The following is a 26360-nucleotide window of genomic DNA, read 5'->3' on the forward strand; positions in this document are numbered from 1 at the left end:
CTCCTTCCTGTGACACTATTCAGCAGCTTCCACTGCCTTACTAGTTTTACTTACGGGCCAGCAATAGCCCAAGCACCAAACCTACTGTGGCACCAATGCCGACACTGTGCCAAGGTTTGCCACGGACATAGTCATCGGCGCGACATGCCACCTCTTTCGCCCGCACGTAGTAACACTCCGAGCTATTCGCCAGGCGCGACTTTACGTCTTTTAGCGCCCGCTCGGCATGGGATTTGATATCCGTATAGGCCTGATCGGCTCGATCGCCAGAGTAATCCAACACGTCTTGTAGCGTGTCGCTCAGCATTCTCAGATCGTCATCCAGCGTCGTTTGGTTCTCGTCTCGGTTTTTCGCCATCTTTAAGCTCTCCGTTAGTAGTCAATTCAACGTTGCTTAGCCATCAACAACCCTTGGTCGTAGTCCCATGGTAGGACACGACCTGAATACACGCCATCGGAATGTTGATGAAAAAGGAGGCAGGACAAGAAACTGACGCCCTTTCAGGCGTCAGTGGAAGCCTGTTTGGCCAGCGCTACAGAGGGGGATTTACGGCGTGCGGCCAGCCACAAGCCACTGTTTTTCATCGCGTAGCCAAACAATAGCCCGACCAGCAGTGAGGCGGTGATCAATGACCAGTTACCGTCACCGGCGAAGGTGGCGCAGGCACCAATAAAAGTCCCGGGAACAAAACCAAGCCATTGCTGTTTGGCCTGAATGCACATCAGGAAGGCGACAACGCCAGTCAGCAGGTAGCCCAGAATGCTCCAGGCGGGTTCCAACGCGCTGCCGTGAATAATGACCATCGCCCAGAACACGCCGCTCATACAGGTCAGTGTGCTGATCGCCAGGCCCTTTAGGCCACCTTGCGGGCAGGCAAAATAGGCCGTGCAGCCAAGAAAGCCCGCCCAACTGATTAGCCCAAGGCTGATGGCAACCCAGCCCCATACTCCGGAGAGAATACCGGTAGTTACCGCAATGGCAAAAATGACGTTCATAATCCTGATCCGCTAAAAATAATCCACCTAGTTTACGCGAAACCAGACCGTCATATGTGATAAAAATCACATATAAAATGCAATTTGATATATGAAAATCACAATAATGAGATTTTAATCACAAAAATAGCGTGTTTTTTCATCATGTAAGGCGTGAATACCTGTAGCCACATTACTGAGTTAACGCGGTAATACCGATCTACCATCGACCAGCAACGTTAAAAAATAACCAGGTTCAGCGCGGGAAGCCCACTCGCGTAACCCATATGCCCAACCCTACACACACCATGGCGCTGACCAGAAATAGCAGGTTAACCGCCAGTTGCAGGCTGGCATGATCGATGATACTGCCAAGCAAAATAGGCACCCAGTTGGCAACATAAGCAATCACATAGAACAGTGAGATCAGGCGTGCATGGCTGGCTTTGGGTGAAATCAGGTTAACCAGTGTCGCACTGCCGACAAAGATGGCTCCGTAAGCATAACCGGCAATAACCATCCCCGCAGCGGCCAGCCCCAGCGAATGGATCTGAATGGCTTCGGCAAATACCACCACCGCTAACGCCTGTGCCAGGCAGCCAAACATCAGCGAATGCCGCGCATTAATTTGGCGGCTCAGGATCTGGCTGGCTCCGGCAATCAGCAGGTAGACCGCAATCACGTAGCCGAAACTGCTGCGGTTTTGCATGCCCAACAGCGTTTCCGCCACGTTGGGGCCGATAGCCAGAATGCTGGCAGCCAATGCCCAGCAGATAAATAGCGCACCGGCACACACCAAGAATCGGCTCCCGGTCGCACGCAGGCCCGCAGCCAAGGTATTTTCCCCTGCCCCTGCCTCCTCTGCCAAACTGACGCTAGCTTTGACCACCACGCGCGCAGGCCAGCTCAGCATAATCCCCAAAGCGGCCATCGTTGCTACCACCATGATGATCACAAACGGCATTGAGGTGGTATGAAAACCGGTCTGCAACGCTATACCGCTAAAAATCGGCCCCAATGCCAACCCGGCAGTAAAGGACAGGGTAGCAATTAACGCCGCCTGCTTGCCGCCGTCCGCTGGGCCAAAACGCACCAACGCAATATTTGCCGCACCGGTCAACGCCCCTGTGCCTACCCCGGCCAGCAAGCGAGCCATCAGCAGCAGAGAAAATGAATCGGCCAGGGCAAAAAGCAATGCCCCCAGCAACACCACCAGTAGCGCCGGGACGATCATGCTGCGTAAATCTTTTACCTTGCCAGCCAGGTTGCCCACGGCGAACAGGGAAATCAGTACGCCAGCAGCATAGGCCCCGTAGATCAGGGTCAAGCTGACCGACGTCAGTGCCAGTTGCTGTTGGTACAAGGGATAAAGCGGCGTTGGCGCACTGCTGTTGAGCAGTGCCGACATCAATGCCAGTGCCAGAAACAGCACAATGGCTCCAGCCGAGGAAGTCGTATTGGCTCGCGCGGTTTTATCAGCGGCTACACCGTCGGTCATGATTTTCTCCCTAAATACGCAGGCAAATCACCTCACCCGCAAAATATCAGGCGCTCATCATACCGTTCAGAGCTGACCGCCCAAACCACCAACAATGCAGCACTATGATGCATTGTTGCAGGTGGCCGGCGGCAAAATCACACCGAAGCCGTTGCTACCTTTTTCGCAGGTGTACGGCGCAAAATGGCCAACGCTCCGGAAAGGATGATCAGCACCATGCCCGCCGCGGCAATAAACGACAGGGTCTGGGCAAAAATCAGGTAGCCGAGCAGCGTGGAGAAAATGATCGTGCTGTAGGAAAGAATGCCGACGGTGACCGCATTGCCACCGCCATAGGCGCGGGTCATAGTGATCTGCCCCAGGCTACCGAATACACCGATAGCGCAAACGTAAAGCAAACTGGTCGCATCCAACGCCGCGAATCCGACAATCGAACTCATCACCACGCCGAACAAGGTTCCGACCAGCGAGAAGTAAAACACCACACGCAGCTCAGGCTCCCCGGTACGCACCAGTTTGCCGACGTTGAAATAGGCCAACGCCGTCAGCAACCCAGACAGCAGGCCAATCAGGGTGGCGGTATATTCCCCGCTCGGTACATCTGGACGCAACAGAATCAGGATGCCCACAAAGCCCAACAGCACCGAGAACAGCAACCTGCCGGTCAGTTGACCTCTGGCCGTGACGAAGGTGATCACCGATTGGAAAATCGGATTGGTATAGCCCAGCGTGGTTGCGGTGGCGATAGGCAGATGGATCAGCGCATAGAAGCCGCAATACATGGCCGCATTGCCAATCGCGGCACGCTTCATGTGCAAGCCAAGATGGCGGGTACGAAAACCGATATTTTTGATTTTTATCAGCGCCGCCACGATGGCCACGTTGATCAGAGAGCGGTAAAAAATAATATCGAAGAAACCGACCTTGGCCGAAGCCAGTTTGATGCAGGCCCCCATCAGCGCGAAGAACACGCTGGCAGCGACCATCCATAAAGCAACCATGATTTCCCCAGAATGCGGCCCAGCCGGCCTGCAGATAATCCCTTGCTCGGCGGCTTTCACCGTCGGAAATGTGTTAGCGACACCAACCAAGAATACCAGTATTTTTGCGCAAAATGGATTGCCTGCTACAAATAAGCTTGCTCCACAACCTCACGCAGATGCATTTACTTACCACTTACCAGATAATAACTCTCTCAACCGCCGCTGGCGGTCAAAATAAATCGGATGCCACCAAGGACACTGCACAATGAATTGGGATGATGCACGCTTCTTCCTGGCGGTGGCACGCTGCGGTACGTTACGCAAGGCCGCCCATGAGCTTCACGTCGATCAAGCTACCGTTGGGCGGCGGATCACCGCTTTCGAACAGGCGTTGGGTTCAAAGCTGTTTATTCGCACGCCAAAATCCTTCTCGCTCAGCCCGCTGGGTGAAGCCATGCTGGCAGAAGTGCTGGCGATGGAAAATGCGGTTCAGGCTATCGCTCGTAAAGCCAGCAGCGGCGATCAAAGCCTGGCGGGCGAGGTGCGCATTGCCACCACCGATACCTTGGCCGAGGCCTTTGTGATACCGGCACTGAAACGGCTGCGCGAGAAATACCCGCATATCACCATCACGCTAGTGACGGCACTCAATATCTCCGACATCTCCTATCGCGGAGCCGATCTGGCTATCCGTGGTGCTCGCCCTGAATCTGATGAACTGGTCATCAAACGTCTGGCAACTATTGAGATGGGATTATATGCCACGCAGGGTTACCTGGACCAACACGGAACGCCGAGTAAAGGCGACCATCTGCGCGGCCACGATTTGCTGATGTTCCCACGCGACCTGGTGCCGCGCCATTGGGAAAACTTCGGCGGCGAAGCGCTAAATGAGCCAAATGTGGTGCTGCAATGCAACTCACAGCTGTTACTGCGTTCGGCAACGCGCAACGGATTGGGCATCGGCCTGCTCTCTTGCTTCCTGGCCGATAGCGATCCCGATCTGGTGCGTATCCTCCCGGAGAATCAGGACTGGGTAGATATCTGGCTGGTGTTACATCCGGATCTGCAACACACGGCAAGAATACGCGCGGTAGTTCAAGAACTGGAAGACTCGTTTAACAGCGTCTAACCCACAAAAAACAAGGGCCGCCATTTGGCGACCCTTGTTGTCTAGCTCGAGATCAATCAGAACATCGGCTGTGCCATCTGCACCAGCGTGATCAGCGGCTGCGGGTAGATACCCAGCAACAGCACCAACGCGGCAGAGATCAGCACCACCACACCACCGGCGGTCAACGCCCAGTTGTTTGGCGTATCACGAACCAGCGTTTCAGGCGCACTGAGGAACAGGCTGACGGTCACACGCAGGTAGTAGTACAAACCGATCGCACTACCCAGCACTACGGCACCGGTCAACCACCACAGGTGAGCACTGACGCCCATCGCAATCACGAAGAACTTACCGATAAAGCCCAGCGTCATCGGGATACCGGCCAGGGACAGCATCATCACCGTCATCACCGCTGACAGGATTGGCTTGTGCCAGAACAGGCCGCGATAGGAGAACAGCGAGTCGGCGTCCGGACCACGGTACGGGCTGGACATCAGGCTAACCACACCGAAGGCACCCAGGCTGCTGAACAGGTAACCGGCCAGATAAACCCCGGCGGTTTCCAGCGACAGCTGGTGGGTTTGCACCGCAACCAGCGCCACCAGCAGATAACCCAAGTGAGCGATCGAGGAGTAACCCAGCAGTCGCTTGATGTTGGTCTGGCTGATCGCCATCAGGTTACCGAACAGGATCGAGCAGACGGCGATGATAGACAACACCATCCGCAGCGCTTCGTTGTCCGCAGCCGGTGCGTACAGGAACAGACGCATCACGACGGCGAAGATCGCAATCTTGCTGGCAGTAGCCAGGAAGGTTGAGACCGGCGCTGGCGCCCCTTGATACACATCCGGCGTCCACAGTTGGAAAGGTACCAGGGAGAGTTTGAAGCCCAGACCGACGATCATCATGCCCATGCCTGCCAGGATCAGCGGCTGATGCATCATGTTCTCCTGCATGCTCTTGCCCAGGCCTGCCAGTGACAGGTCACCGGATTCGGCATACAGCAGCGCCATGCCGAACAGCAGGAAACTCGAGGCCGCCGCAGACAGCACCATGTACTTGATGGCCGCTTCCAGCGAACGCTTCTGGCGATAGGCATAACCTATCAGACCAAACAGCGGCAGCGAGATCAGCTCAATACCCAGGAACAGTGAAGCCAGGTGGTTGGCGCTCGCCAGCAGAATGCCACCCATGGTAGCAATCAGCACCAGCAGGTAGAACTCTTCGCGGTTATCCGGGTAACCCACCAGCCATGGATAGGCGAAGGTACAGGTTGCCAGACTTGCCAGCACCACCAACCCGGTATAGAACATCGAGTAACCGTCAACCCGCACCAGCGGGGTGACGTCCATTGGGCCTACCTGGCCAACAAAGTAGAGTGAAAGCAGCGCCAGGTTAAGACCGATCACTGTCAGGGTGGCGTTGATAAAGTGGTCGCGTCGCCACGCAATGCACAGCATCACAACCACCACCGTCAATCCGACGATCAACAGCGGTAACAGTGCGATCAGTTGTTGAGGAGTTATTGTCATGGCGAATTACGGCCTTGTTGTTGAAATTGCTGAAACTGACGGACCAAACCAGTGTTGCACGTTGCTCATCGCCGCACTTGAGGTATCGAGGATTGGCTGAGGATAAACACCCAGCAGCACCAGCAGTACCACCAACAGCAGAATGATAAACAGTTCACGTGCGGTCATGCCCGGCAACGGTTGATCAGATTTCGGGGTGCCGTAGTAGGCACGCTGCATCATGATCAACGAGTAAACCGAAGCAAACACCAGACCGAAGGTAGAAATCACGGTGATCACCGGCACAACCTGGAAGCTGCCGAACAGGATCATGAATTCACCGACGAAGTTACCGGTACCCGGCATCCCCAGGGTTGCCACCGCGAAGAACAGCGACAGCGCAGGAAGGTACTTGATACGTCCCCACAGGCCGCCCATCTGACGCATATCGCGAGTATGCAGACGTTCGTACAACTGGCCACAGATGATGAACATACCGGCGGCAGACAAGCCGTGGGCGATCATCTGGATCACTGCGCCCTGGTAAGCCAGCTGGCTACCGGTGTAGATGGCGATCAGTACGAAGCCCATATGGGAAACGGAGGTGTAGGCAATCAGACGTTTGATATCGGTCTGCGCGAACGCCATCCAGGCACCGTAGAAGATACCAATCACACCCAGCCACATGGCGATAGGGGCAAACTCGGCGGACGCGTTCGGGAACAGCGGCAGGCTGAAACGCAGCAGGCCGTAGGCCGCCGTCTTCAGCAAGATCCCCGCCAGGTCAACAGAACCCGCCGTTGGTGCCTGGCTATGCGCATCCGGCAACCAGCCGTGCAATGGCACCACCGGCATTTTCACCGCAAACGCGATGAAGAAGCCCAGCATCAACAGGTATTCAACGTTGTGCGACATCGGGGTTCTCAGCAGATCTTCGTAGTTGAAGGTCCACACACCGGTCGCATTGTAGTGCACGAATACCAGACCCAGGATCGCAATCAGCATCACCAGACCGCTGGCCTGGGTATAGATGAAGAACTTGGTTGCTGCGGTGATACGGGTTTTACCATCCGATGCCTTATGACCCCACAAGGCGATCAGGAAGTACATCGGCACCAGCATCATTTCCCAGAAGAAGAAGAACAGGAACAGGTCGATGGCCAGGAACACGCCGATCACGCCGCCCAGGATCCACAACAGGTTCAGGTGGAAGAAGCCCTGATACTTCTGGATTTCACGCCAGGAACAGAGGATCGCCAGCACGCCCAGGAAACCGGTCAGCACTACCATCAGCAGTGACAGGCCGTCCAGCGCCAGGTGAATGCTGATGCCAAAGCGCGGGATCCACGGCAACATAAACTCAGACTGCCACTGCGGCACGCCCTGCGGTTTTATCAACGAATAGCCCCCCTGCAACCACAGTTGCAGAGAAAGCGCCAACGTCAGCCCCATTGCGATCAACGCTATCCAGCGCGGCGCCTTAGTACCGAAACGCTCGCACTGCCAGCACAGCAGACCGCCGATAAAGGGGATAAGAATTAGCCAAGGTAATAGCATGGCGTTTTGTGTCCCTTATATGAATAATCTAAAAAACTTGTATCGGGCCCTTGTTCGACAAGGGCCGAACCCAAAATGCGTCTGTTTAAATTATTCAGTTAAACCAAAATCAACAGAGCCAGTACCAGCACTGCACCCACACCCATAGACGCGATATACCAGCGGATCTGACCGTTCTCACTCACCGTCAGGCCACGGTTCCCCCAGCGGGAGAACAGCGCAGGCAGATTCATCAGCGAGTTCAGCGGATCGCTTTGCAGCAGCTTGGCGATGCCCAGGTATGGCTTGACGAACACTTTGTCATACAGCCAGTCGAAGCCCCAGGCATGGAACCACCAGGTCGAGAAGAAACGACCCGGAGCGCTGTTCGCGATGCTGTTTACCAGGCGACGTTGGCCCAGCCACAGCGCAGCTGCCAGCAGGATCCCGACGATAGCGACCACGCCAGAGGCGATCTCCAACGTCAGAACGCTGCCGTGTGCCAGTTCAGTGGTTTCCGGCAGTACACCCTGCAACGGCGGTACAATCATCGCGCCGACGAAGGTGGACAGCACCATCAGAACCAACAGTGGCAGGTGGTGAGTAATACCTTTGCCCGCATGCGCTTTGATTTTCTCTTCGCCGTGGAACACGATGAAGATCATGCGGAAGGTATACAGTGAGGTCATGAATGCACCAATCAGACCGGCAATCATCAGGTTGACGTGGCCGTTCGCCATAGCGCCCGCCAGGATTTCATCCTTACTGAAGAAGCCCGCGGTGACGATAGGCAGAGCAGACAGCGCCGCGCCCCCCACCAGGAAGCATACATAGACCAGCGGAATGCTCTTGCGCAGGCCACCCATCTTGAAGATGTTCTGCTCATGATGACAGGCCAGGATCACCGAACCGGAGGACAGGAACAGCAGCGCCTTGAAGAACGCATGAGTCATCAGGTGGAAGATGGCCGCATCCCATGCCTGCACACCCAGTGCCAGGAACATATAGCCAATCTGGCTCATGGTGGAGTAGGCAAGTACGCGTTTGATGTCGGTCTGCACCAGCGCGGCAAAGCCCGCCAGCAGCAGCGTAACGCCACCAACGATACCGACCAGATTCAGCACTTCCGGCGTCATCAGGAACAGGCCGTGCATACGGGCAATCAGGTAGACACCTGCGGTAACCATGGTTGCCGCGTGGATCAATGCAGATACCGGGGTTGGACCCGCCATCGCATCTGCCAGCCAGGTTTGCAACGGCAACTGAGCCGATTTACCGACCGCGCCACCCAGTAACATCAGGGTTGCCCAGGTCAACGCCGTATCGCCAACCGCCAGTTTCTGCGGAGCCAGCACCATCAGTTCACGGATGTTCAGCGTACCCAGCTCGTGGTACAGGATGAACAGCGCAATGGCCAGGAACACGTCGCCCACGCGGGTTACGATGAAGGCTTTCATGGCCGCCGCGCCGTTGGCCGGATCTTTGTAGTAGAAGCCGATCAACAGGTAGCTGCACAGGCCCACGCCTTCCCAACCCAGGTACATCAGCAGCAGGTTGTCTGCCAGTACCAATACCACCATGCTGGCGATAAACAGGTTGGTGTAAGCGAAGAAGCGGGAGTAGCCCTCTTCACCACGCATGTACCAGGAAGCATACATGTGGATCAGGAAACCAACGCCGGTGACCACCGACAACATGGTCAGCGACAGGCCGTCCAGCACCAGGGTGACGCCGACGTTGAAGTCGCCAACGCTCATCCAGTTCCACAGGCTTTGCTCATACAGCTGCACGCCAGCGGCTTTTTGACCCAGAAAATCGATCGCCACATACACTGTGACCAGTGCCGCCAGGCCAATCGACCCTACGCCAACGGTAGCCGCGGTGTTTTCAGACCAGCGGCCACGGGAAAATGCCAACAGCAGGAACCCGATCAGCGGTAGCAGAATAGTTAAATATAATAGGTTCATCCGCGCATCTCACTGACAGTGTCAATATCCAGGGTATGCCGACGACGGTAGAGCTGTAGCAGCAACGCCAGGCCGATACTGGCCTCGGCTGCCGCCAGACTGATGGCCAGGATATACATCACCTGCCCGTCGGTCTGGCCCCAATAGCTACCCGCCACGATAAACGCCAACGCCGCAGCGTTGATCATCACTTCCAGACTGATCAGCATAAACAGCAGGTTACGGCGTAACATCAAGCCGGTCAGCCCCAGGACGAACAGGATCGCCGCCAGGATCAGCCCATGTTGAAGAGGGATCATGCTTGCTCCTCCGATTTTCTTTTCGCCATTTCGCTGCTTGCCGGGGTATTACTGAACACTTCACCCGGTTTGTGCTCACGACCAATGTGGAAGGCAACGACCAGGCCCGCCAACAGCAGCATTGAAGCCAGCTCAACCGCCAGCACGTAAGGACCAAACAGGCTGATCCCGACCGCTTTGGCGTCCACCATCTCACCGGTGATGCCCTGATCGGACACGCTGCGGATCGCCACAATCAGCACCACCAGCAAGATCAGTGACAGCAGACCAGGGCCAATCCAGACGGAAGGCTTCAGCCAGTCGCGCTCTTGCTGCTGCACCGCGTTACCGAGGTTGAGCATCATGACCACGAACACGAACAGCACCATAATGGCACCGGCGTAGACGATGATTTCCAGAGCACCCGCAAAGTAGGCACCCAGTGAGAAAAAGACTGCCGAGATCGCCAGTAAAGAGACGATCAGATACAGCAGCGCATGCACAGGATTGGTATGCGAAATGACGCGAATGGTCGCGATAATCGCAATGAACCCTGCCAGATAAAAGGCAATTTCCATGCTTGCTGGCTCCTTAAGGCAACAGACCTTTGACGTCGATCGGTTTGGCTTCGTTTTCGGCTTCGCCTTTGGCTTTGCCGTCAATCGCCATACCGGCCATCCGGTAGAAGTTATATTCCGGATATTTACCCGGCCCCGAGATCAACAGATCTTCTTTTTCGTACACCAGATCCTGGCGCTTGAACTCACCCATTTCGAAATCCGGCGTCAGCTGGATCGCGGTGGTTGGGCAAGCTTCTTCGCACAGACCGCAGAAAATGCAGCGTGAGAAGTTGATGCGGAAAAACTCCGGATACCAGCGGCCATCTTTCTGCTCTGCTTTTTGCAGGGAGATACAGCCAACCGGGCAGGCAACCGCACACAGGTTACAGGCCACGCAGCGCTCTTCACCGTCCGGATCGCGCGTCAGCACGATGCGGCCACGATAGCGCGGCGGCAGGTAAACCGGTTCTTCCGGATACATCTGGGTTTCGCGTTTGGCGAAGGCGTGCAGGCCAATCATCCAAAGGCTGCGCACCTGGGTGCCGAAACCAACCACTAACTCTTTCAATGTCATGGTTTATTCACCCCTTATTGAGCGTTGTACAAAATGACCGCGGCGGTTGCCAGCAGGTTCAGCAGCGTCAACGGCAGGCAAATCTTCCAGCCGAATGACATCACCTGGTCATAACGCGGACGCGGCAACGAAGCACGGATCAGAATGAACATCACCATGAAGAAAGCCGTTTTCAGTGCGAACCAGATGAATGGCGGCAGGAATGGACCCTGCCAACCGCCGAAGAACAACGTCACAATCAGGGCGGACACGGTCACGATACCGATGTATTCCCCCACGAAGAACAGACCGAATTTCATGCCGGAATATTCAATGTGGTAACCGTCGGCCAGTTCCTGCTCGGCTTCCGGCTGGTCAAATGGGTGGCGGTGACATACCGCCACACCGGCAATCGCAAAGGTAATGAAACCAAAGAATTGCGGAATGACGTTCCAGATGTGCGCCTGTGATTCAACAATCGCCTGCATGTTGAACGAGTCGGCTTGCGCCACCACGCCCAACACGGACAGGCCGAGGAACACTTCGTAGCTCAGGGTTTGTGCCGAAGCACGCATCGCACCTAACAGCGAGTATTTGTTGTTACTGGACCAGCCGGCGAACAGCACGGCATACACCGCCAGGCCAGCCATCATCAGGAAGAACAGAATACCGATGTTGAGATCGGCCACCGACCAGGTCGGGCTGACCGGCACGATGGCAAAGGCCAACAGCAGCGAGGTAAAGGCAATCACCGGGGCCAACGTAAAGATCATGCGGTCGGCGAAGGTCGGAACCCAGTCTTCTTTGAAGAACATTTTGATCATGTCGGCGACCAGCTGCAGCGAACCGCCCCAGCCGACACGGTTTGGTCCGTAACGGTTCTGGAACAGCCCCAGCAGACGGCGTTCGCCGAAGCTCATAAACGCCCCGCAGGTGACCACGACCAACAGGATCACCACCGCTTTCAACACGGCGATCAGGATGTCGATCACCTCAGGTGTCAACCAGCTCATAGTGCCGCCTCCCGCAGATTTTCAACCTTCGCACCCACCAGTACCGGCGGGATCCCTGGCAAGCCGAGCGGCAAACCAACCTGGCCTTGGCTCAGGGTTTCACTCAGGCGTACCGGCAAACGCAGCGTTTGACCGGCACAGCTGAACTCGACCCAGGCACCGGCATTGACACCAAGCTGCGCGGCATCGGCAACGTTGATCATCACGTAGGCCTGAGGCATACGCTGCTGGATCACTTCGGAGCGCTGTGACATTTCGTCACTGCCAAACAGGTGGTAATACGGCGCAACACGCCAGCCTTCGGCTTTAAACGCCGTAGGGATAGCGGTGAAGTAACCGAGGTTGCCCTCCCCTGCTTCGATCAGGCGGATACCCGGATCGCCATGGCGCAGTTTGCCACCCACTTCGGCCTGGAACTTGTTCCATGCCTGCGGTGAGTTCCAACCTGGAGCCCAGGCAAATGGGATCTGCTGACGGTCAGCCAGCGGGCTGTTGTTCCCTTCCATCGAGAAGGCGAACATGGTGTCTTTATCCTGCGGCTGACGCGGTTCATGCACGCTGATATCGGCACGCATCGCGGTGCGGCCACTGTAGCGGTGCGGTGAACGGGCCAGTTTCTGACCACGGATGCGGAAGGTCGCATCTGGTGCAGCTTCGACAATACCTTGTAACTGCGGCAATGCGCTCACGCAGGCGGCAATCACGTCATCTAGCTGAGTCCAGTCAACCTGGCGGCTGGTGTAGGTGGAGTGCAGCGAGTGCATCCAACGCCAGCTTTCCAACATCACGCTATAGATATTTTTCTTGGCATCATCGTAATAAGCCGGATCGTAAACCTGGAAGAAGCGCTGTGCGCGGCCTTCCTGGCTGACCAAAGTCCCATCGCTCTCTGCAAAACTGGCCGCAGACAGGATCAGGTTGGCTTTGTCCATGATGGCGGTGCGCTGGTGATCGGCAACGATCAGGTTACTGATCTTGGCCAATGCGGCATCCACTTTGGCCGCCGGGGCGTGACGATAGAGATCGTTTTCCATCACGATGGCGGTATCAGCGGCACCACTTTCCAGTTGCACCAGTGCCTCGTCCAGCGAGCCACCACCAATCATCGCCAAGCCCATGCTGTTAGCAGCCGCTGCGACGAAGGTGATACCAACATTGGCACCGCGACCTTTCAACGCCTTGGCAATGTTGGCCGCAGCTTCAATGATAGCTGTGCTACCCGCATTGCTGCCGGTAATGATCAATGGCTTCTGCGCACCGGCCAGGGCCTGTACGATCACATCAATTTTCTTGTTCAGGTCTTCGGCCAGATCGGTCACCGCGGGAGCGGAATCATCCAGCGCGTGGGCAATGGCGAAGCCTAAACGGGCTTGATCATCCACCGGCGCACGATAGTTCCAGGCGGCGATGTCGTCCAAGCGGGTGTTATCGACGTTAGTGACGAACAGCGGGTGTTTGGCGTGCTGCCCGATGGTTTGCACCGCCGCGATCTGCCAATCGGCAACGCGGTGTGCCGCAGCCATCGCGCGGGCTTTACCTTTCACTGCCTGACGCACCGACAGCGCGATACGAGCGCCGGTTTGGGTCAAATCTTCACCCAGTACCAACACCGCGTCGTAGCTTTCGATTTCGCGCAGGTTAGGCGTATAAACGCCGCTGTTTTTCAACACGTTGAGCATCAGGTTCAGGCGCTGTTGTTCAGCCTGATTGATGCCGGTATAGAAGTTCTCGGCGCCGACCAGTTCACGCAACGCAAAGTTGCTTTCCAGGCTGGCACGCGGTGAACCGATACCGATGGTTTTGTTGGCCTGACGCAGAATATCTGCCGCGCCCTGCATCGCCTGCTCGGCGTTCAGGGTGATCCAGTCGTTGCCACGCAGTTGCTGCGGCTGACGAGGGCGATCTTTCTGGTTCACATAGCCATAACCAAAGCGGCCGCGGTCACACAGGAAATAGTGGTTTACGCTGCCGTTGTAACGGTTTTCGATACGACGCAGTTCGCCATAGCGCTCACCCGGGCTGGTGTTACAGCCGATGCTGCACTGCTGGCAGATGCTCGGAGCAAACTGCATGTCCCACTTACGGTTGTAACGCTCGGAGTGGGTTTTGTCGGTGAACACGCCGGTTGGGCACACTTCTACCAGGTTACCGGAGAACTCGCTTTCCAGCGTGCCGCTTTCCGGACGACCGAAATAGACGTTGTCGTGCGCGCCGTACACACCGAAATCGGTGCCATCTGCGTAGTCTTTGTAGTAACGCACACAACGGTAGCAGGCGATGCAGCGGTTCATCTCATGCGAGATAAATGGCCCCAGTTCCTGGTTGTTATGGGTGCGCTTACTGAAGCGATATTTACGGAAGCTGTGGCCGGTCATTACTGTCATATCTTGCAGGTGACAGTTACCGCCCTCTTCACATACCGGACAGTCGTGCGGGTGGTTGGTCATCAACCACTCGACCACGCTTTCACGGAACTGTTTGGCTTCTGCGTCATCGATGGAAATAAAGGTTCCATCGGATGCCGGTGTCATACAGGACATCACCAAACGGCCACGCGTATCGTCCGCGTTTTGGTATTGCTTTACCGCACATTGGCGGCAAGCGCCGACGCTTCCAAGCGCCGGATGCCAGCAAAAGTAAGGAATATCGAGGCCGAGGGAGAGACACGCCTGCAACAGGTTGTCGGCTCCATCTACGTCGTATTCTTTGCCGTCTACATGAATCGTAGCCATAGTCAGCATGCTTCCAAGTGGCCTGCCCATAAGGCAGGCGTTAATCAAAAATTCTGGCCGTGTTTCAGGGCGCGCTCACCGCACCCAGGCAAAGCGGGATTACCAGCGTTGCTTCAACAAGTTGTTTGGCTGAATGCCGCCAACCGCCTGGAGATTGCCCAAGTACTGTGGGGAAATCCCGGCTTCAAACTCTTCACGGAAATATTTAATCGCGCTTTGCAGTGGCTCTACGGCACCTGGCGCATGGGCGCAGAAGGTTTTACCTGGGCCAAGGGAACGGCACAGCTGCTCGAGGGTTTCGATATCCCCCGGCTGGCCTTCGCCTCTTTCCAAAGCACGCAGGATCTTCACGCTCCACGGCAAGCCGTCACGGCACGGTGTACACCAGCCACAGGACTCACGGGCAAAGAACTCTTCCAGGTTACGCACCAGGGGAACCATGCCGATTTCGTGATCCACCGCCATCGCCAGCGCCGTACCCAAACGGCTGCCCGCTTTGCCGATGCTTTCGAAGTCCATTGGCAGATCCAGGTGGTCGGCGGTCAGGAAATCGGTACCCGCCCCGCCCGGCTGCCAGGCTTTAAATTTCAGGCCATCGCGCATGCCACCGGCGTAATCTTCCAGAATTTCACGCGCAGTGGTACCAAACGGCAGCTCCCAGACGCCTGGGTTTTTCACCCGGCCAGAGAAGCCCATCAGTTTGGTACCAGCGTCGTTACTCTTACCGGCGGAGATCCCTTTGTACCAGTCCACACCATGCTCGAGGATGGCAGGCACGTTACACAGGGTCTCAACGTTGTTCACGCAGGTTGGTTTGCCCCATACGCCCACAGAAGCGGGGAATGGCGGCTTGGAGCGCGGGTTGGCGCGACGGCCTTCCAGCGAGTTGATCAGCGCCGTTTCTTCACCGCAGATGTAGCGGCCAGCGCCGGTGTGGACGAACAGCTCGAAGTCAAAGCCGCTGCCCATGATATTTTTGCCCAGCAGGCCTGCTTCGGTAGCTTCTGCAATCGCACGGCGCAGATGCACTGCGGCCTCGACGTATTCGCCACGCAGGAAGATGTAACCCCGGTAGGCTTTCAGCGCGAATGCCGAAATCAACATGCCTTCCACCAGCAGGTGCGGCAGTTGCTCCATCAGCAGACGGTCTTTATAGGTGCCCGGCTCCATTTCATCGGCGTTACACAGCAGGTAACGGATGTTCATGGATTCGTCTTTCGGCATCAGGCTCCACTTCAAACCGGTGGAGAAACCTGCACCGCCACGACCTTTCAGCCCGGCATCTTTCACCAGGGTGACGATGTCGTCGGCGGCCATGCCTTTCAGCGCTTTTTCCGCGCCCTGGTAGCCGTTTTTGCTGCGATATTCATCCAGCCATACCGGCTGTTGGTCATCGCGCAGGCGCCAGGTCAGCGGATGCATTTCGGCAGTACGTTTGATATCAATCATCATTTATACCGCTCCAACAGTTCGACCGCGTTTTCTGGCGTCAGGTGAGCATGAGTATCTTCATCGATCATCATGTTCGGGCCTTTGTCGCAGTTACCCAGACAGCAGGTCGGCAGCAGGGTGAAACGACCGTCGAAGGTAGTCTGGCCCGGCTTGATGTTGAGTTTCTTTTCCAGCGCGGCCTGAATGCCCTGATAGCCGTTGATGTGACAAACTACGCTGTCACAGTAACGGATCACGTGGCGTCCTACCGGCTGGCGGAAAATCTGGCTGTAGAACGTGGCCACGCCTTCTACGTCGCTGGCTGGGATGCCCAGCACTTCAGCGATGGCATAAATCGCCCCATCCGGAACCCAGCCACGCTGCTTCTGCACGATCTTCAGTGCTTCAATGGAGGCGGCGCGTGGATCCTCGTAATGGTGCTTTTCGTGCTCGATCGCATCACGTTCTTCCGCACTCAGCACAAATGCATCAGCGCCGCTCTGTGGAGCGGCTGCATTGGTGGCCTCAAGCGCATCGTGACTCACGTGAGTGTCTTTAAGATCATGCATAGTTAGCGGTCCACATCTGACATTACAAAATCGATACTACCCAGATAGACGATCAGGTCAGAGACCAGGCTGCCACGGATCACCGCAGGGATTTGCTGCAGGTGAGCATAGCTTGGCGTACGGATCCTGGTGCGATAGCTCATGGTGCTGCCGTCGCTGGTCAGGTAGTAGCTGTTGATCCCTTTCGTGGCTTCAACCATCTGGAATGATTCGTTAGCTGGCATCACCGGGCCCCAGGAAACCTGCAGGAAGTGGGTGATCAGCGTTTCAATATGCTGCAGCGTGCGCTCTTTCGGCGGCGGCGTGGTCAGCGGATGATCGGCCTTGAACGGGCCTTCCGGCATGTTGTTCAGGCACTGCTCAAGAATGCGCAGGCTCTGGCGCAGCTCTTCCACTTTCAGCATCACGCGGGTGTAGCAGTCGCTGTTGCCGTCGCCGACCGGAACTTCGAAATCGAAGTTTTCATAGCCGGAGTATGGACGCCATTTACGCACGTCAAACTCAACGCCGGTAGCACGCAGGCCAGCACCGGTCACACCCCATTCCAACGCCTCTTTCGCGTTGTAAGAAGCGACGCCGACAGAACGCCCTTTCAGAATGGTGTTGTGCAGTGCGGCTTTCACATAGGAGTCGAGGCGCTTCGGCATCCAGTCCAGGAAGTCACGCAGCAGACGATCCCAGCCACGCGGCAGGTCGTGTGCCACGCCACCAATACGGAACCAGGCCGGGTGCATACGGAAACCGGTAATCGCTTCCACCAGATCGTACACTTTCTGCCGATCGGTAAAGGCGAAGAACACCGGGGTCATGGCGCCCACGTCCTGGATAAAGGTACTGATGTACAGCAGGTGGCTGTTGATGCGGAACAGTTCAGACAGCATCACGCGGATGGTGTTGACACGATCCGGCACCACGATCCCGGCCAGTTTTTCCACCGCCAGTACGTAAGGCATTTCGTTTACGCAGCCGCCGAGGTATTCGATACGGTCGGTATACGGGATAAAGCTGTGCCAGGACTGGCGTTCGCCCATCTTCTCTGCGCCACGGTGGTGGTAGCCCACGTCCGGCACACAGTCGACGATGTCTTCACCGTCCAGCTGCAGAATAATACGGAATGCACCGTGTGAAGACGGGTGGTTCGGGCCGAGGTTGAGGAACATGAAGTCCTCGTTCTCGGTGCCGCGCTTCATGCCCCACTCTTCCGGCTTGAACTTCAGCGATTCCATCTCCAGATCTTCTTTCTGCTTGGTCAACACAAAGGGATCGAATTCGGTAGCACGCGCCGGGTAGTCTTTACGCAGTGGATGGCCTTCCCAGGTCTGCGGCATCATGATGCGCGTCAGGTGCGGGTGGCCGTCGAAGGTAATACCGAACATTTCCCAGGTTTCGCGCTCATACCAGTTGGCATTCGGGAAAATCTTGGTTGCTGTGGGCACGTGCAGGTCTTTTTCAGACAGCGCCACTTTCAGCATGATGTCACGGTTACGTTCAACAGAAATCAGATGGTAGAAAACAGAGAAGTCCGCGGCAGGCAAGCCTTCACGGTGGATACGAAGACGCTCGTCCATGCCATGCAGATCGAACAGCATGACGTACGGCTTCGGTTGTTTTCTCAAAAACGTCATCACTTCCAGCAACTGCTCAACTTTAACCCATACCACGGGCATTCCGGTACGGGTGGGCTGAACAGTAAAGGCTTCCGGCCCAAAACGGTTGCGCAGTTCGCCGATCACCGGATCATCGAGATGATCGCGGGTATGCCAAGCAGGCAGAGCTTCGTGCGTCGTTAAATCTGTCATAATTTTTTTCACCACACTAAAGGGTTATTTCGCCGCAAGTTCAACTTTTCGCTGTGTTAACCAATAGCGCACTAAGATGGACGTTAAATGAACGTCTTAAATCTCGTCAGGCGACCGAAGGTTGGTTACCGCAATACGCTCGGCGTGCTTACGTTCTTTTTCTGATGGCATATTGGCGCGGTACACGCCCTGATCGCCAACGACCCACGACAGCGGGCGACGTTCTTTGCCAATGGATTCTTGCAGCAGCAACAGTGCCTGCATGTAAGCTTCCGGGCGCGGCGGACAGCCTGGGATATACACGTCGACCGGCAGGAATTTATCCACGCCCTGAACAACCGAGTAGATGTCGTACATGCCGCCGGAGTTGGCGCAGGCGCCCATCGAGATCACCCATTTAGGCTCCAGCATTTGCTCGTACAAGCGCTGAATAACCGGGGCCATCTTGGTAAAGCAGGTGCCGGCAACGACCATAAAGTCTGCCTGGCGTGGGGAGGCACGCAATACTTCCGCACCAAAACGCGCCACATCGTGAACGGCGGTAAACGAGGTCACCATTTCCACATAACAGCACGAAAGGCCGAAGTTATACGGCCAAAGAGAGTTTTTACGCCCCCAGTTCACCATGTCATGCAAAGCATGTTCGAGTTTACCCATGTAAACCGTACGGTGAACCTGCTGCTCAAGGGGATCGCCAACGATCTCCTGTTTTTGCAGGGGATAACGGTCGTTCTCACCGTTCGGGTCTATGCGGGTGAGCGTATAGTCCATCTTAATGCCTCGCTGTTACTGCGGATGACTGTTGCTAGCGTTCTTGATGGTACCTGGCTTGCTCAAACGCTTGGAACGCGTTGGAGTCCAATCCAATGCGCCGATACGCACCAGATAAACCAGACCAGCCAATAACACCAAAATGAAAATGGCGGCTTCGATAAAGCCTACCCAACCGCTCTCACGAATGGAGACCGACCAGGCATACAGGTATAAGGCTTCAACATCGAAAATAACGAAGAACATGGCCACCAGGTAAAACTTGGCGGACAGACGCAGGCGCGCCGTACCGACCGAGTCGATCCCTGATTCATAGGGGGTGTTTTTCGAGCGAGCCTGGGCTCTCCCACCCAAGAAGAACGCACCCAGCAGCATTAAGCCGCAGAGCCCGATAGCCATGATAAGAAATACGGCGAACGCCCAGTGATGAGCGATGACTTCAATGGTTGTTGACATACTCTATGCTTACTCATCAAAAGTGGCGTCGATCGCTCTGCTCTTGTAACTGGCAGTTAGTGCACCACATCGATTTAAGGGAAGGATAAATAACCACACAAACAGACTGCTTTTACAGAGAGTTAGGCAGTGTTTTACTGTGGGCTTTTTACTCCTTTCTATAACCTTCTGTCAACTTTGACAAAAGTATCTACACACTAATTTACATACGAAGCATTTAATTAACATATGATGCGCTTGGCTTAGGCTAAATCGTGTCAGTTGATTGCTCAACGGAAACAGATAGATATAACCCCGCAGGCACATTTCACTTTTACTATACCATTCTCTCAGGAATTCCCTGTTGTTCCACTCACTACCTAGGGGTATTTTTTTGATCCAGGACACGTTTCAGGCAGAAATCCTCAAAAAAAGTGTGGCAGTTTAACAATTTTTGTCAATTTCAGGTAAAAAAACGTCAGCGTAAAATAGCAAAATAACCCTACCAACTCCAGGCATTTACTCATTGTTATCACTGCATAAAAAACGAGCAATACGAAGAAATGAGGGTTTCATCGGCTAGAAACCATGAAGAAATACCCATTTAGCATCGAATTTACCTTCAACAGGCCAAAATCCTTAATATCCCTTTTTTTAAGCTAAAAAAAACCTCTGCCATGGCAGAGGTTTGTAACTTTCAATACGGCAAGCTTAGGGTAAAACGCTACTCTTCGCTATCCACCAGGCTGGAACCTTCATCGATCACCGAAGATTCACCGCCACCGAAGTGGTAAATCTCACTGCCGTTTTGTACGGCACTGAAGATCGCCATGGCCAGTTCATTTTCGCACTTCATGTCTTTGCACAGCGCATACTGAGTATCAGGAAGATGCGGTAAACCTTCCGTCGCCCCCAGGACTCGCAGATCTGGGCTCATCATCTCGATTGGCCGTACGGTGATCCCCAAACCTGCCCGGCACGCCGCGCGCACCGCAGACAGCGTAGAGGCCACGTAGGCAATACGCCAAGGAATACCGGCAGCGTCAAGGTGCTTGATCGCCATCGCACGGAACGGGCTTGGCTCATCCATCACCACCAGAGGGATCGGTTCCCCCGCCTGGTAATGGTAATCCGCCGAGCAGTACCACAGCGTTGGAGACGTGCGCAGAACGATGTGCGGATGCCCTTCGGTATCCACGGTGGTGATGGCCAGATCCACTTCGCCGTTCTTCAGCATGTCGATCATGAACGGACTACGCTTCACCCGCACATCAATCGCCAGCTTGGGATAGACCGACGTCACGCGGTTTAGCAAGAAGGGCAAAATGCTATCGGCGGTGTCATCAGAAGCACCGATAGTCAGGACACCCTTGATATTGTTGTACATCAAGGAGGCACAGGCTTCGTCGTTGAAGCGCAGGATTTTCCTGGCGTAGCCGAGAAGCTGGATACCGTGTTCGGTTAACAACTTATTGCGCCCATGACGGGCGAACAACTCTTTGCCAACCAATTGCTCTAACCGCTGCATTTGTTGACTGACTGCGGACTGAGTACGACAAACGGCAACGGCAGCCGCCGCAAACGTATTCAAATCAGCAACAGCAACAAAGGTTCTTAGCAGATCGAGGTCGAGATTAAGTATCGGACGATTTGCACTTGTCATAGTGTTTTCTTCACTTTTTAAATTCTAATTTACAAACTACCCTGGTGTATTTCTAAGACGCAGCTGAAAAGGGCATGCGCCACTTATGACAGTACCCCACTCATTAGAAGAGGGCAAAAAAATTACTTATATTTCGTTATCTGCATCGCTTTTTATCCATGATCTATCGCAACGGCTTATTGATAGTGGTGAAAGTTACGACGAAAAGTGCTTACCCTTATAAGCATTGATAATCCTATGCGGGCAAAATCCCCCTTTCCTCCCGGTTACCTCGATCTCTGGCCGCCAGAGACCATGACAGCATTGTTGTTTTCTGTACAAAATATTAACAACCCCCTCGTATATCCAACGACTCATCGATTAGGGAATTTAATAAATTCAAGCAGTAAGTCTTTTGATTATTAAAAGACACTGACCATTACTTAAATAAAATTTAAGTTAATTACTGAAGTGGGTCTAATGTAATTCTACTTCAACTCAGTGTGGTATTGTCAGTACCGACAAGAAACCAGATTAATCCCATATTACTATTTTTATGCGGCTTTGGTGTTTTTCTGGCGCTTGGCGCACGTCTTTCAGCGGTTAACTGATAAAAACCCCTTACGTGATGCGCTCACCATCCGACATATAAATCTTAAAATAAATACAAATTCAGACTTAATCACTAAAAAACAGATCAATTCAGACAGTTATTGTCTTAAAAAGCGATTTTTGCCGATCGTTTTCACCAAAGCAGTGCATAACCCTTCAAAAGCCCGGCCTCCAGGAGTACATTGGACGGATTGCGGTGTTCCACGGTAGGAACGACCCTATCTTAGCAAAAGGCTCAACTTTCTATGTCCCCCATTGAGAAATCCAGCAAACTGGACAACGTCTGTTATGACATTCGTGGCCCGGTGCTCAAAGAAGCGAAACGTCTTGAAGAAGAAGGCAATAAAGTCCTCAAGCTGAACATTGGCAACCCTGCCCCATTCGGCTTTGATGCCCCCGATGAAATTCTGGTCGACGTGATCCGCAATCTGCCAACGGCACAAGGCTACTGCGATTCCAAAGGGCTGTACTCGGCGCGCAAGGCGATCATGCAGCACTACCAGGCACGTAACATGCGTGACGTGACCGTTGAGGATATCTACATTGGCAATGGCGTTTCTGAGCTGATCGTGCAGTCCATGCAAGCGCTGCTGAATATCGGTGATGAAATGCTGGTGCCTGCGCCAGACTATCCGCTGTGGACCGCCGCCGTGTCGCTTTCCAGCGGCAAGGCCGTGCACTATATGTGCGACGAGGAAGCAGGCTGGTTCCCGGATCTGGATGATATTCGCAGCAAAATCACCCCACGCACCCGTGGCATCGTGATCATCAATCCTAACAACCCAACCGGCGCGGTCTACAGCAAAGAACTGCTGGAACAGATCGTCGAGATCGCCCGCCAGCATGACCTGATCATCTTTGCCGACGAAATCTACGACAAGATCCTCTACGACGAGGCAGAGCATCACTCCATCGCCGCACTGGCCCCAGATCTGCTGACCGTCACCTTTAACGGCCTGTCCAAAACCTACCGCGTTGCCGGTTTCCGTCAGGGCTGGATGGTGCTCAACGGGCCGAAGAAGCATGCCAAAGGCTATATTGAAGGGCTGGAGATGCTGGCTTCCATGCGTCTTTGTGCCAACGTACCAATGCAGCATGCGATTCAGACGGCACTGGGGGGTTACCAGAGCATCAGCGAATTTATTCAGCCTGGTGGCCGCCTGTATGAACAACGTGACCGCACCTGGGAACTGCTGAACGATATCCCTGGCGTTTCCTGCGTGAAACCTCAGGGTGCGCTCTATATGTTCCCACGCATCGACGCCAAGCGCTTTAACATCCGCGACGACCAGAAACTGGTGCTGGATCTGCTGTTGCAAGAGAAAGTGTTACTGGTACAGGGCAGCGCGTTCAACTGGCCTTACCCAGACCACGTCCGTATCGTTACTCTGCCCCGCGTGGATGAATTGGAAATGGCGGTGGGCAAACTGGGCCGCTTCCTGGAAACCTATCACCAGTAATTTTTGCCGGGCGCTGCGTGCGGCGCCCGTTTCTCTGATTGGCACTGACGCAGTATACTGCTCTCCTACAGACCCAAAGAGAGAACATCATGAGCCAGAGCCACTTCTTTGCCCACCTGTCCCGTTTGAAACTGATTAGCCGCTGGCCGCTGATGCGCAATGTGCGTACCGAAAACGTTTCCGAACACAGCTTGCAGGTCGCCTTTGTCGCCCATGCGCTGGCCGCGATCAAAAACCGCAAGTTTAACGGCAACCTGAATGCCGAACGCGTGGCGTTGTTGGCGATGTATCACGATGCCAGCGAAGTGCTGACCGGTGATATGCCTACTCCCATCAAGTATTACAACCCGCAGATTGCCCACGAATACAAAAAAATCGAGAAGATTGCCCAGCAAAAGCTGCTGGAGATGCTACCGGAAGAGTTACAAAACGATTTCCGCTCTATCCTGGATGAGCATCATCACAGCGAGGACGAAAAGCTGATCGTGAAGCAGGCCGATGCGCTATGCGCTTATCTGAAGTGTCTGGAGGAGCTTTCGGCGGGGAATAATGAGTTCAAGCAGGCCAAGGCTCGTCTGGAGAAAACGCTGCAAATGCGCCACAGCCCGGAAATGGATTATTTTATGCAGGTATTCATCCCGAGTTTCAGCCTTTCGCTGGATGAAATCAGCAGCGACTCAACAATGTGAGCTTAGAGCCAGGTGCATATGCACCTGGCAGTCTGCGACACCTTAGCCGCAGGTCGTACCTTCAGGCTTTCGGTGGTCTCACCGGTGGCAATATCCCTTAATACGCGCTGGTATATTCTTGCACCCGGGTGTGTTTATCTGCGTCCAACACTACGAAGCTAAAGTAAGGGTTATAAATCCATGTTTCATTTTCATGGCAACTCCAGAAGGATCGCTAAACTAAGCTTGGGCGACACCGATCGCCGTAAAGTCTCAACGAGCTGCAGCATGAGCCGATAAAATGCCAAAACGCTTTCTGGTTTCGGTCGTTAGCGACTTCATCGTATTCTAAAAAAAGATAAAGCGCCTTTTCTTAATCCTGACATAAAACGCAAACCGTGTGCTTAAAACGCATACAACCAAGGCACCAGGATCACGCTGACAATCATCACCAGCACGGTGAAAGGCACCCCAATTTTCAGAAAATCGCCAAACTTGTAGTTCCCCGGCCCCAACACCAGCGTATTGACCGGTGATGACACCGGCGTCATAAAGGCGGCAGAGGCGGCAATCGCGATAATCATGGCGAACGGATAAGGCGAAACTCCCATTTCACGGGCCGCGGCGATGGCTATCGGAGCCATCAATACCGCCGTGGCGGTGTTGGAGATAAACAGCCCTATGGTGGCGCACAGGACAAACAGACAGGCCAGCATGACGTGTGGCCCGGCGTCACCGGCAACGTCCATCAACCCACGGACGATCAGGTCTACCCCGCCCGTTTTCTGCAACGCCTGGGCAAAGGGCATCATACCGACGATCAAAATGATGCTAGGCCAATGGATCGCCTTATAGGCGCTTTCCATATCGATGCAGCGAAAACGCCCCATCAACAGGCAAGCGATCAGCGCGGCGATCGGATTCGGGATCTCGTCGGTCAGCATCATTGCCACCATCAGCGCCAGGCAGAACAACGCATGAGGAGCCTGGGTGATAGCCGGTGCCACTTCGTCCACTTCTGCGGGCAGGTTCAAGACGATAAAGTCATGGGTTTTGGCCTGCAACTGGCGGATTGCTTTCCAATCGCCGATCACCAACAGAATGTCCCCCAGCCCCAAAGGCTCATCCACCAGCTTGCCTTGCAGGGTTTCACCATTGCGGCGGATGCCGACTACGTTGAGATCGTAACGGCTACGGAAAGTGGCATCGCGCACGCTTTTCCCCAGCAGGGCCGACTCAGGGATTAGCGAAACTTCGGCCATCCCCACGTTGCGTGACTGTTCGGAGAAATATTCCCCTCTCAGCACCATGGGCTCAAGTTGTTGCTCACTACAGAACTGACGCAGATCGATATCGCAATCCGTCATGTCGATCAGCAATACGTCCCCTTCGCGCAGTTCCGTGCTGCCAAAGGCGCTGATCATCACCCGGCGAAAACGCTTCCAGCGCTCGATGCCGATAACGTTGGCGCTGTAACGCGCGCGCAAATGCAGCTCATCCAGCGAACGGCCAATCAGGGGTGAACCACTACGCACCGCCAAACGACGCGCCCGGCCGGTGAGCTTATAGTCGCGAATTAAATCGCGGAAAGTCCGACGCTCCCAGGCCGACTTGGTTTTGGTGCCGCCGCTGTCGCCGAGCCAGCGGCGCGCAATCAGCATGTAACCCACGCCCAACAGCAACACCACCAAACCAATTGGCGTGACGCCAAAGAACCCGAAACCAGTGATGCCTTCACGCACCAGTTCGCTGTTGACCACCATATTCGGCGGCGTGGCGACCAGCGTCATCATGCCGCTGATCAAACCGGCAAAGCTCAGAGGCATCATCAGCCGCCCTGGGGAGATTTTCATGCGTACCGCTACGCTGAGCACCACGGGGATAAAGATGGCTACCACCCCGGTTGAGCTCATAAAGGCCCCCAGCCCGGCAACGGTAAACATCAGCAGCATCATCATCTTGGTTTCACTGCTGCCCGCCACTCTCACTAACCAGTCACCAACCTGATAGGCCACCCCGGTGCGCACCAACCCTTCGCCAATGACGAACAGGGCGGCAATCAGAATGACGTTAGGATCGCTGAAGCCAGCCGTTGCCTCTTGCAAGCTCAAGGTTCCACTGAGCACAAACGCAATGATCACCAACAGTGCCACCACATCCATACGCAGCTTGTTGGTGGTAAACAGCACAATGGCTATTAACAATAAACTCAAAACCCAAAGTAATTCGCTGTTCAAAACGGCCTCATTCTGC

The 26360-nt window shown here is 54.8% G+C and carries 22 protein-coding genes; 3 read left to right on the forward strand and 19 right to left on the reverse strand.

From position 1 onward, the window contains the following. Positions 1–46 precede the first annotated feature (46 nt). From elaB to N6G83_RS25420, 4 genes are all read right to left on the reverse strand, one after another. Complete coding sequence (gene elaB, locus N6G83_RS25405) at positions 47–358, reverse strand: stress response protein ElaB (protein WP_024529602.1); 312 nt, start codon at positions 356–358, stop codon at positions 47–49. Positions 359–501: 143 nt separating this feature from the next. Beyond that, a complete protein-coding gene (locus tag N6G83_RS25410) occupies positions 502–996 on the reverse strand; it encodes a DUF1097 domain-containing protein (protein ID WP_024529601.1) in 495 nt (164 codons plus the stop codon). A gap of 235 nt (positions 997–1231) precedes the next feature. After that, positions 1232–2473 (reverse strand): MFS transporter, encoded by a 1242-nt coding sequence (locus tag N6G83_RS25415; protein ID WP_199062422.1) that lies wholly within the window; start codon positions 2471–2473, stop codon positions 1232–1234. A gap of 137 nt (positions 2474–2610) precedes the next feature. Further along, positions 2611–3474 (reverse strand): DMT family transporter, encoded by an 864-nt coding sequence (locus N6G83_RS25420; RefSeq protein ID WP_211135526.1) that lies wholly within the window; start codon positions 3472–3474, stop codon positions 2611–2613. A 247-nt stretch (positions 3475–3721) separates the two neighbouring features. Here N6G83_RS25420 and N6G83_RS25425 point away from each other — a divergent pair, with 247 nt between their 5' ends. Next, positions 3722–4588 carry a LysR family transcriptional regulator gene (locus tag N6G83_RS25425; protein ID WP_074028090.1) on the forward strand — a complete coding sequence of 289 codons (867 nt, stop codon included), beginning with the start codon at positions 3722–3724 and terminating at the stop codon, positions 4586–4588. Between the two features lie 56 nt (positions 4589–4644). Here the strand turns inward: N6G83_RS25425 and nuoN are convergent, their stop codons facing one another. From nuoN to lrhA, 14 genes are all read right to left on the reverse strand, one after another. Further along, on the reverse strand, positions 4645–6102 hold the full coding sequence (gene nuoN, locus N6G83_RS25430) for an NADH-quinone oxidoreductase subunit NuoN (RefSeq protein WP_021805986.1): 1458 nt from the start codon (positions 6100–6102) through the stop codon (positions 4645–4647). A gap of 6 nt (positions 6103–6108) precedes the next feature. Next, positions 6109–7638: an NADH-quinone oxidoreductase subunit M gene (gene nuoM, locus N6G83_RS25435; protein ID WP_211135527.1), complete on the reverse strand. Its 1530-nt coding sequence runs from the start codon at positions 7636–7638 to the stop codon at positions 6109–6111. Between the two features lie 98 nt (positions 7639–7736). Continuing rightward, a complete protein-coding gene (nuoL, locus tag N6G83_RS25440) occupies positions 7737–9584 on the reverse strand; it encodes an NADH-quinone oxidoreductase subunit L (RefSeq protein ID WP_024529596.1) in 1848 nt (615 codons plus the stop codon). Then, positions 9581–9883, reverse strand: a complete 303-nt coding sequence (nuoK, locus tag N6G83_RS25445) for an NADH-quinone oxidoreductase subunit NuoK (RefSeq protein WP_021178516.1) — start codon at positions 9881–9883, stop codon at positions 9581–9583. The genes nuoL and nuoK overlap by 4 nt, the downstream gene beginning before the upstream one ends. Further along, a complete protein-coding gene (gene nuoJ / locus N6G83_RS25450; protein WP_024529595.1) occupies positions 9880–10440 on the reverse strand; it encodes an NADH-quinone oxidoreductase subunit J in 561 nt (186 codons plus the stop codon). The genes nuoK and nuoJ overlap by 4 nt, the downstream gene beginning before the upstream one ends. Positions 10441–10453: 13 nt before the next feature. After that, on the reverse strand, positions 10454–10996 hold the full coding sequence (gene nuoI / locus N6G83_RS25455; protein ID WP_021178518.1) for an NADH-quinone oxidoreductase subunit NuoI: 543 nt from the start codon (positions 10994–10996) through the stop codon (positions 10454–10456). Positions 10997–11010: 14 nt separating this feature from the next. Next, positions 11011–11988, reverse strand: a complete 978-nt coding sequence (gene nuoH / locus N6G83_RS25460) for an NADH-quinone oxidoreductase subunit NuoH (RefSeq protein ID WP_021805990.1) — start codon at positions 11986–11988, stop codon at positions 11011–11013. After that, entirely contained in the window at positions 11985–14720 is a 2736-nt protein-coding gene (nuoG, locus tag N6G83_RS25465) for an NADH-quinone oxidoreductase subunit NuoG (RefSeq protein WP_199062428.1), read from the reverse strand. The genes nuoH and nuoG overlap by 4 nt, the downstream gene beginning before the upstream one ends. A gap of 99 nt (positions 14721–14819) precedes the next feature. After that, positions 14820–16172, reverse strand: a complete 1353-nt coding sequence (gene nuoF / locus N6G83_RS25470) for an NADH-quinone oxidoreductase subunit NuoF (protein ID WP_021805992.1) — start codon at positions 16170–16172, stop codon at positions 14820–14822. After that, positions 16169–16720, reverse strand: a complete 552-nt coding sequence (gene nuoE, locus N6G83_RS25475) for an NADH-quinone oxidoreductase subunit NuoE (RefSeq protein ID WP_021178523.1) — start codon at positions 16718–16720, stop codon at positions 16169–16171. The genes nuoF and nuoE overlap by 4 nt, the downstream gene beginning before the upstream one ends. Positions 16721–16722: 2 nt before the next feature. After that, complete coding sequence (nuoC, locus tag N6G83_RS25480) at positions 16723–18519, reverse strand: NADH-quinone oxidoreductase subunit C/D (protein WP_409529723.1); 1797 nt, start codon at positions 18517–18519, stop codon at positions 16723–16725. A gap of 96 nt (positions 18520–18615) precedes the next feature. After that, complete coding sequence (locus N6G83_RS25485; RefSeq protein ID WP_024529592.1) at positions 18616–19290, reverse strand: NuoB/complex I 20 kDa subunit family protein; 675 nt, start codon at positions 19288–19290, stop codon at positions 18616–18618. Positions 19291–19305: 15 nt separating this feature from the next. After that, positions 19306–19746, reverse strand: coding sequence for an NADH-quinone oxidoreductase subunit A (locus N6G83_RS25490; RefSeq protein WP_024529591.1), 441 nt, complete (start codon positions 19744–19746; stop codon positions 19306–19308). Positions 19747–20449: 703 nt separating this feature from the next. Next, positions 20450–21388: a transcriptional regulator LrhA gene (lrhA, locus tag N6G83_RS25495; RefSeq protein ID WP_024529590.1), complete on the reverse strand. Its 939-nt coding sequence runs from the start codon at positions 21386–21388 to the stop codon at positions 20450–20452. An 836-nt stretch (positions 21389–22224) separates the two neighbouring features. Between lrhA and N6G83_RS25500 the strand changes: the two genes are divergently transcribed. Beyond that, positions 22225–23439: a pyridoxal phosphate-dependent aminotransferase gene (locus tag N6G83_RS25500; protein ID WP_074028088.1), complete on the forward strand. Its 1215-nt coding sequence runs from the start codon at positions 22225–22227 to the stop codon at positions 23437–23439. A gap of 89 nt (positions 23440–23528) precedes the next feature. After that, positions 23529–24128, forward strand: a complete 600-nt coding sequence (gene yfbR / locus N6G83_RS25505) for a 5'-deoxynucleotidase (RefSeq protein WP_024529588.1) — start codon at positions 23529–23531, stop codon at positions 24126–24128. Between the two features lie 383 nt (positions 24129–24511). On the opposite strand, the gene N6G83_RS25510 is transcribed toward yfbR, so the two are convergent. After that, complete coding sequence (locus N6G83_RS25510; RefSeq protein ID WP_024529587.1) at positions 24512–26344, reverse strand: SLC13 family permease; 1833 nt, start codon at positions 26342–26344, stop codon at positions 24512–24514. Positions 26345–26360: the final 16 nt, after the last annotated feature.

This window comes from Serratia sp. PL7 (assembly GCF_945957435.1).

Excerpts from the sequence above, each read along its gene's own strand:
- N6G83_RS25490 (WP_024529591.1), bottom strand. The coding sequence starts at position 19,746 with ATGTCAACAACCATTGAAGTCATCGCTCATCACTGGGCGTTCGCCGTA.
- nuoH (WP_021805990.1), bottom strand. The coding sequence starts at position 11,988 with ATGAGCTGGTTGACACCTGAGGTGATCGACATCCTGATCGCCGTGTTG.
- yfbR (WP_024529588.1), top strand. The coding sequence starts at position 23,529 with ATGAGCCAGAGCCACTTCTTTGCCCACCTGTCCCGTTTGAAACTGATT.
- nuoI (WP_021178518.1), bottom strand. The coding sequence starts at position 10,996 with ATGACATTGAAAGAGTTAGTGGTTGGTTTCGGCACCCAGGTGCGCAGC.
- nuoJ (WP_024529595.1), bottom strand. The coding sequence starts at position 10,440 with ATGGAAATTGCCTTTTATCTGGCAGGGTTCATTGCGATTATCGCGACC.
- nuoM (WP_211135527.1), bottom strand. The coding sequence starts at position 7,638 with ATGCTATTACCTTGGCTAATTCTTATCCCCTTTATCGGCGGTCTGCTG.
- nuoG (WP_199062428.1), bottom strand. The coding sequence starts at position 14,720 with ATGGCTACGATTCATGTAGACGGCAAAGAATACGACGTAGATGGAGCC.
- N6G83_RS25420 (WP_211135526.1), bottom strand. The coding sequence starts at position 3,474 with ATGGTTGCTTTATGGATGGTCGCTGCCAGCGTGTTCTTCGCGCTGATG.
- lrhA (WP_024529590.1), bottom strand. The coding sequence starts at position 21,388 with ATGACAAGTGCAAATCGTCCGATACTTAATCTCGACCTCGATCTGCTA.
- nuoN (WP_021805986.1), bottom strand. The coding sequence starts at position 6,102 with ATGACAATAACTCCTCAACAACTGATCGCACTGTTACCGCTGTTGATC.
- elaB (WP_024529602.1), bottom strand. The coding sequence starts at position 358 with ATGGCGAAAAACCGAGACGAGAACCAAACGACGCTGGATGACGATCTG.
- nuoF (WP_021805992.1), bottom strand. The coding sequence starts at position 16,172 with ATGATGATTGATATCAAACGTACTGCCGAAATGCATCCGCTGACCTGG.
- N6G83_RS25425 (WP_074028090.1), top strand. The coding sequence starts at position 3,722 with ATGAATTGGGATGATGCACGCTTCTTCCTGGCGGTGGCACGCTGCGGT.
- N6G83_RS25500 (WP_074028088.1), top strand. The coding sequence starts at position 22,225 with ATGTCCCCCATTGAGAAATCCAGCAAACTGGACAACGTCTGTTATGAC.
- nuoL (WP_024529596.1), bottom strand. The coding sequence starts at position 9,584 with ATGAACCTATTATATTTAACTATTCTGCTACCGCTGATCGGGTTCCTG.
- nuoC (WP_409529723.1), bottom strand. The coding sequence starts at position 18,519 with ATGACAGATTTAACGACGCACGAAGCTCTGCCTGCTTGGCATACCCGC.
- nuoE (WP_021178523.1), bottom strand. The coding sequence starts at position 16,720 with ATGCATGATCTTAAAGACACTCACGTGAGTCACGATGCGCTTGAGGCC.
- N6G83_RS25410 (WP_024529601.1), bottom strand. The coding sequence starts at position 996 with ATGAACGTCATTTTTGCCATTGCGGTAACTACCGGTATTCTCTCCGGA.
- nuoK (WP_021178516.1), bottom strand. The coding sequence starts at position 9,883 with ATGATCCCTCTTCAACATGGGCTGATCCTGGCGGCGATCCTGTTCGTC.
- N6G83_RS25485 (WP_024529592.1), bottom strand. The coding sequence starts at position 19,290 with ATGGACTATACGCTCACCCGCATAGACCCGAACGGTGAGAACGACCGT.
- N6G83_RS25415 (WP_199062422.1), bottom strand. The coding sequence starts at position 2,473 with ATGACCGACGGTGTAGCCGCTGATAAAACCGCGCGAGCCAATACGACT.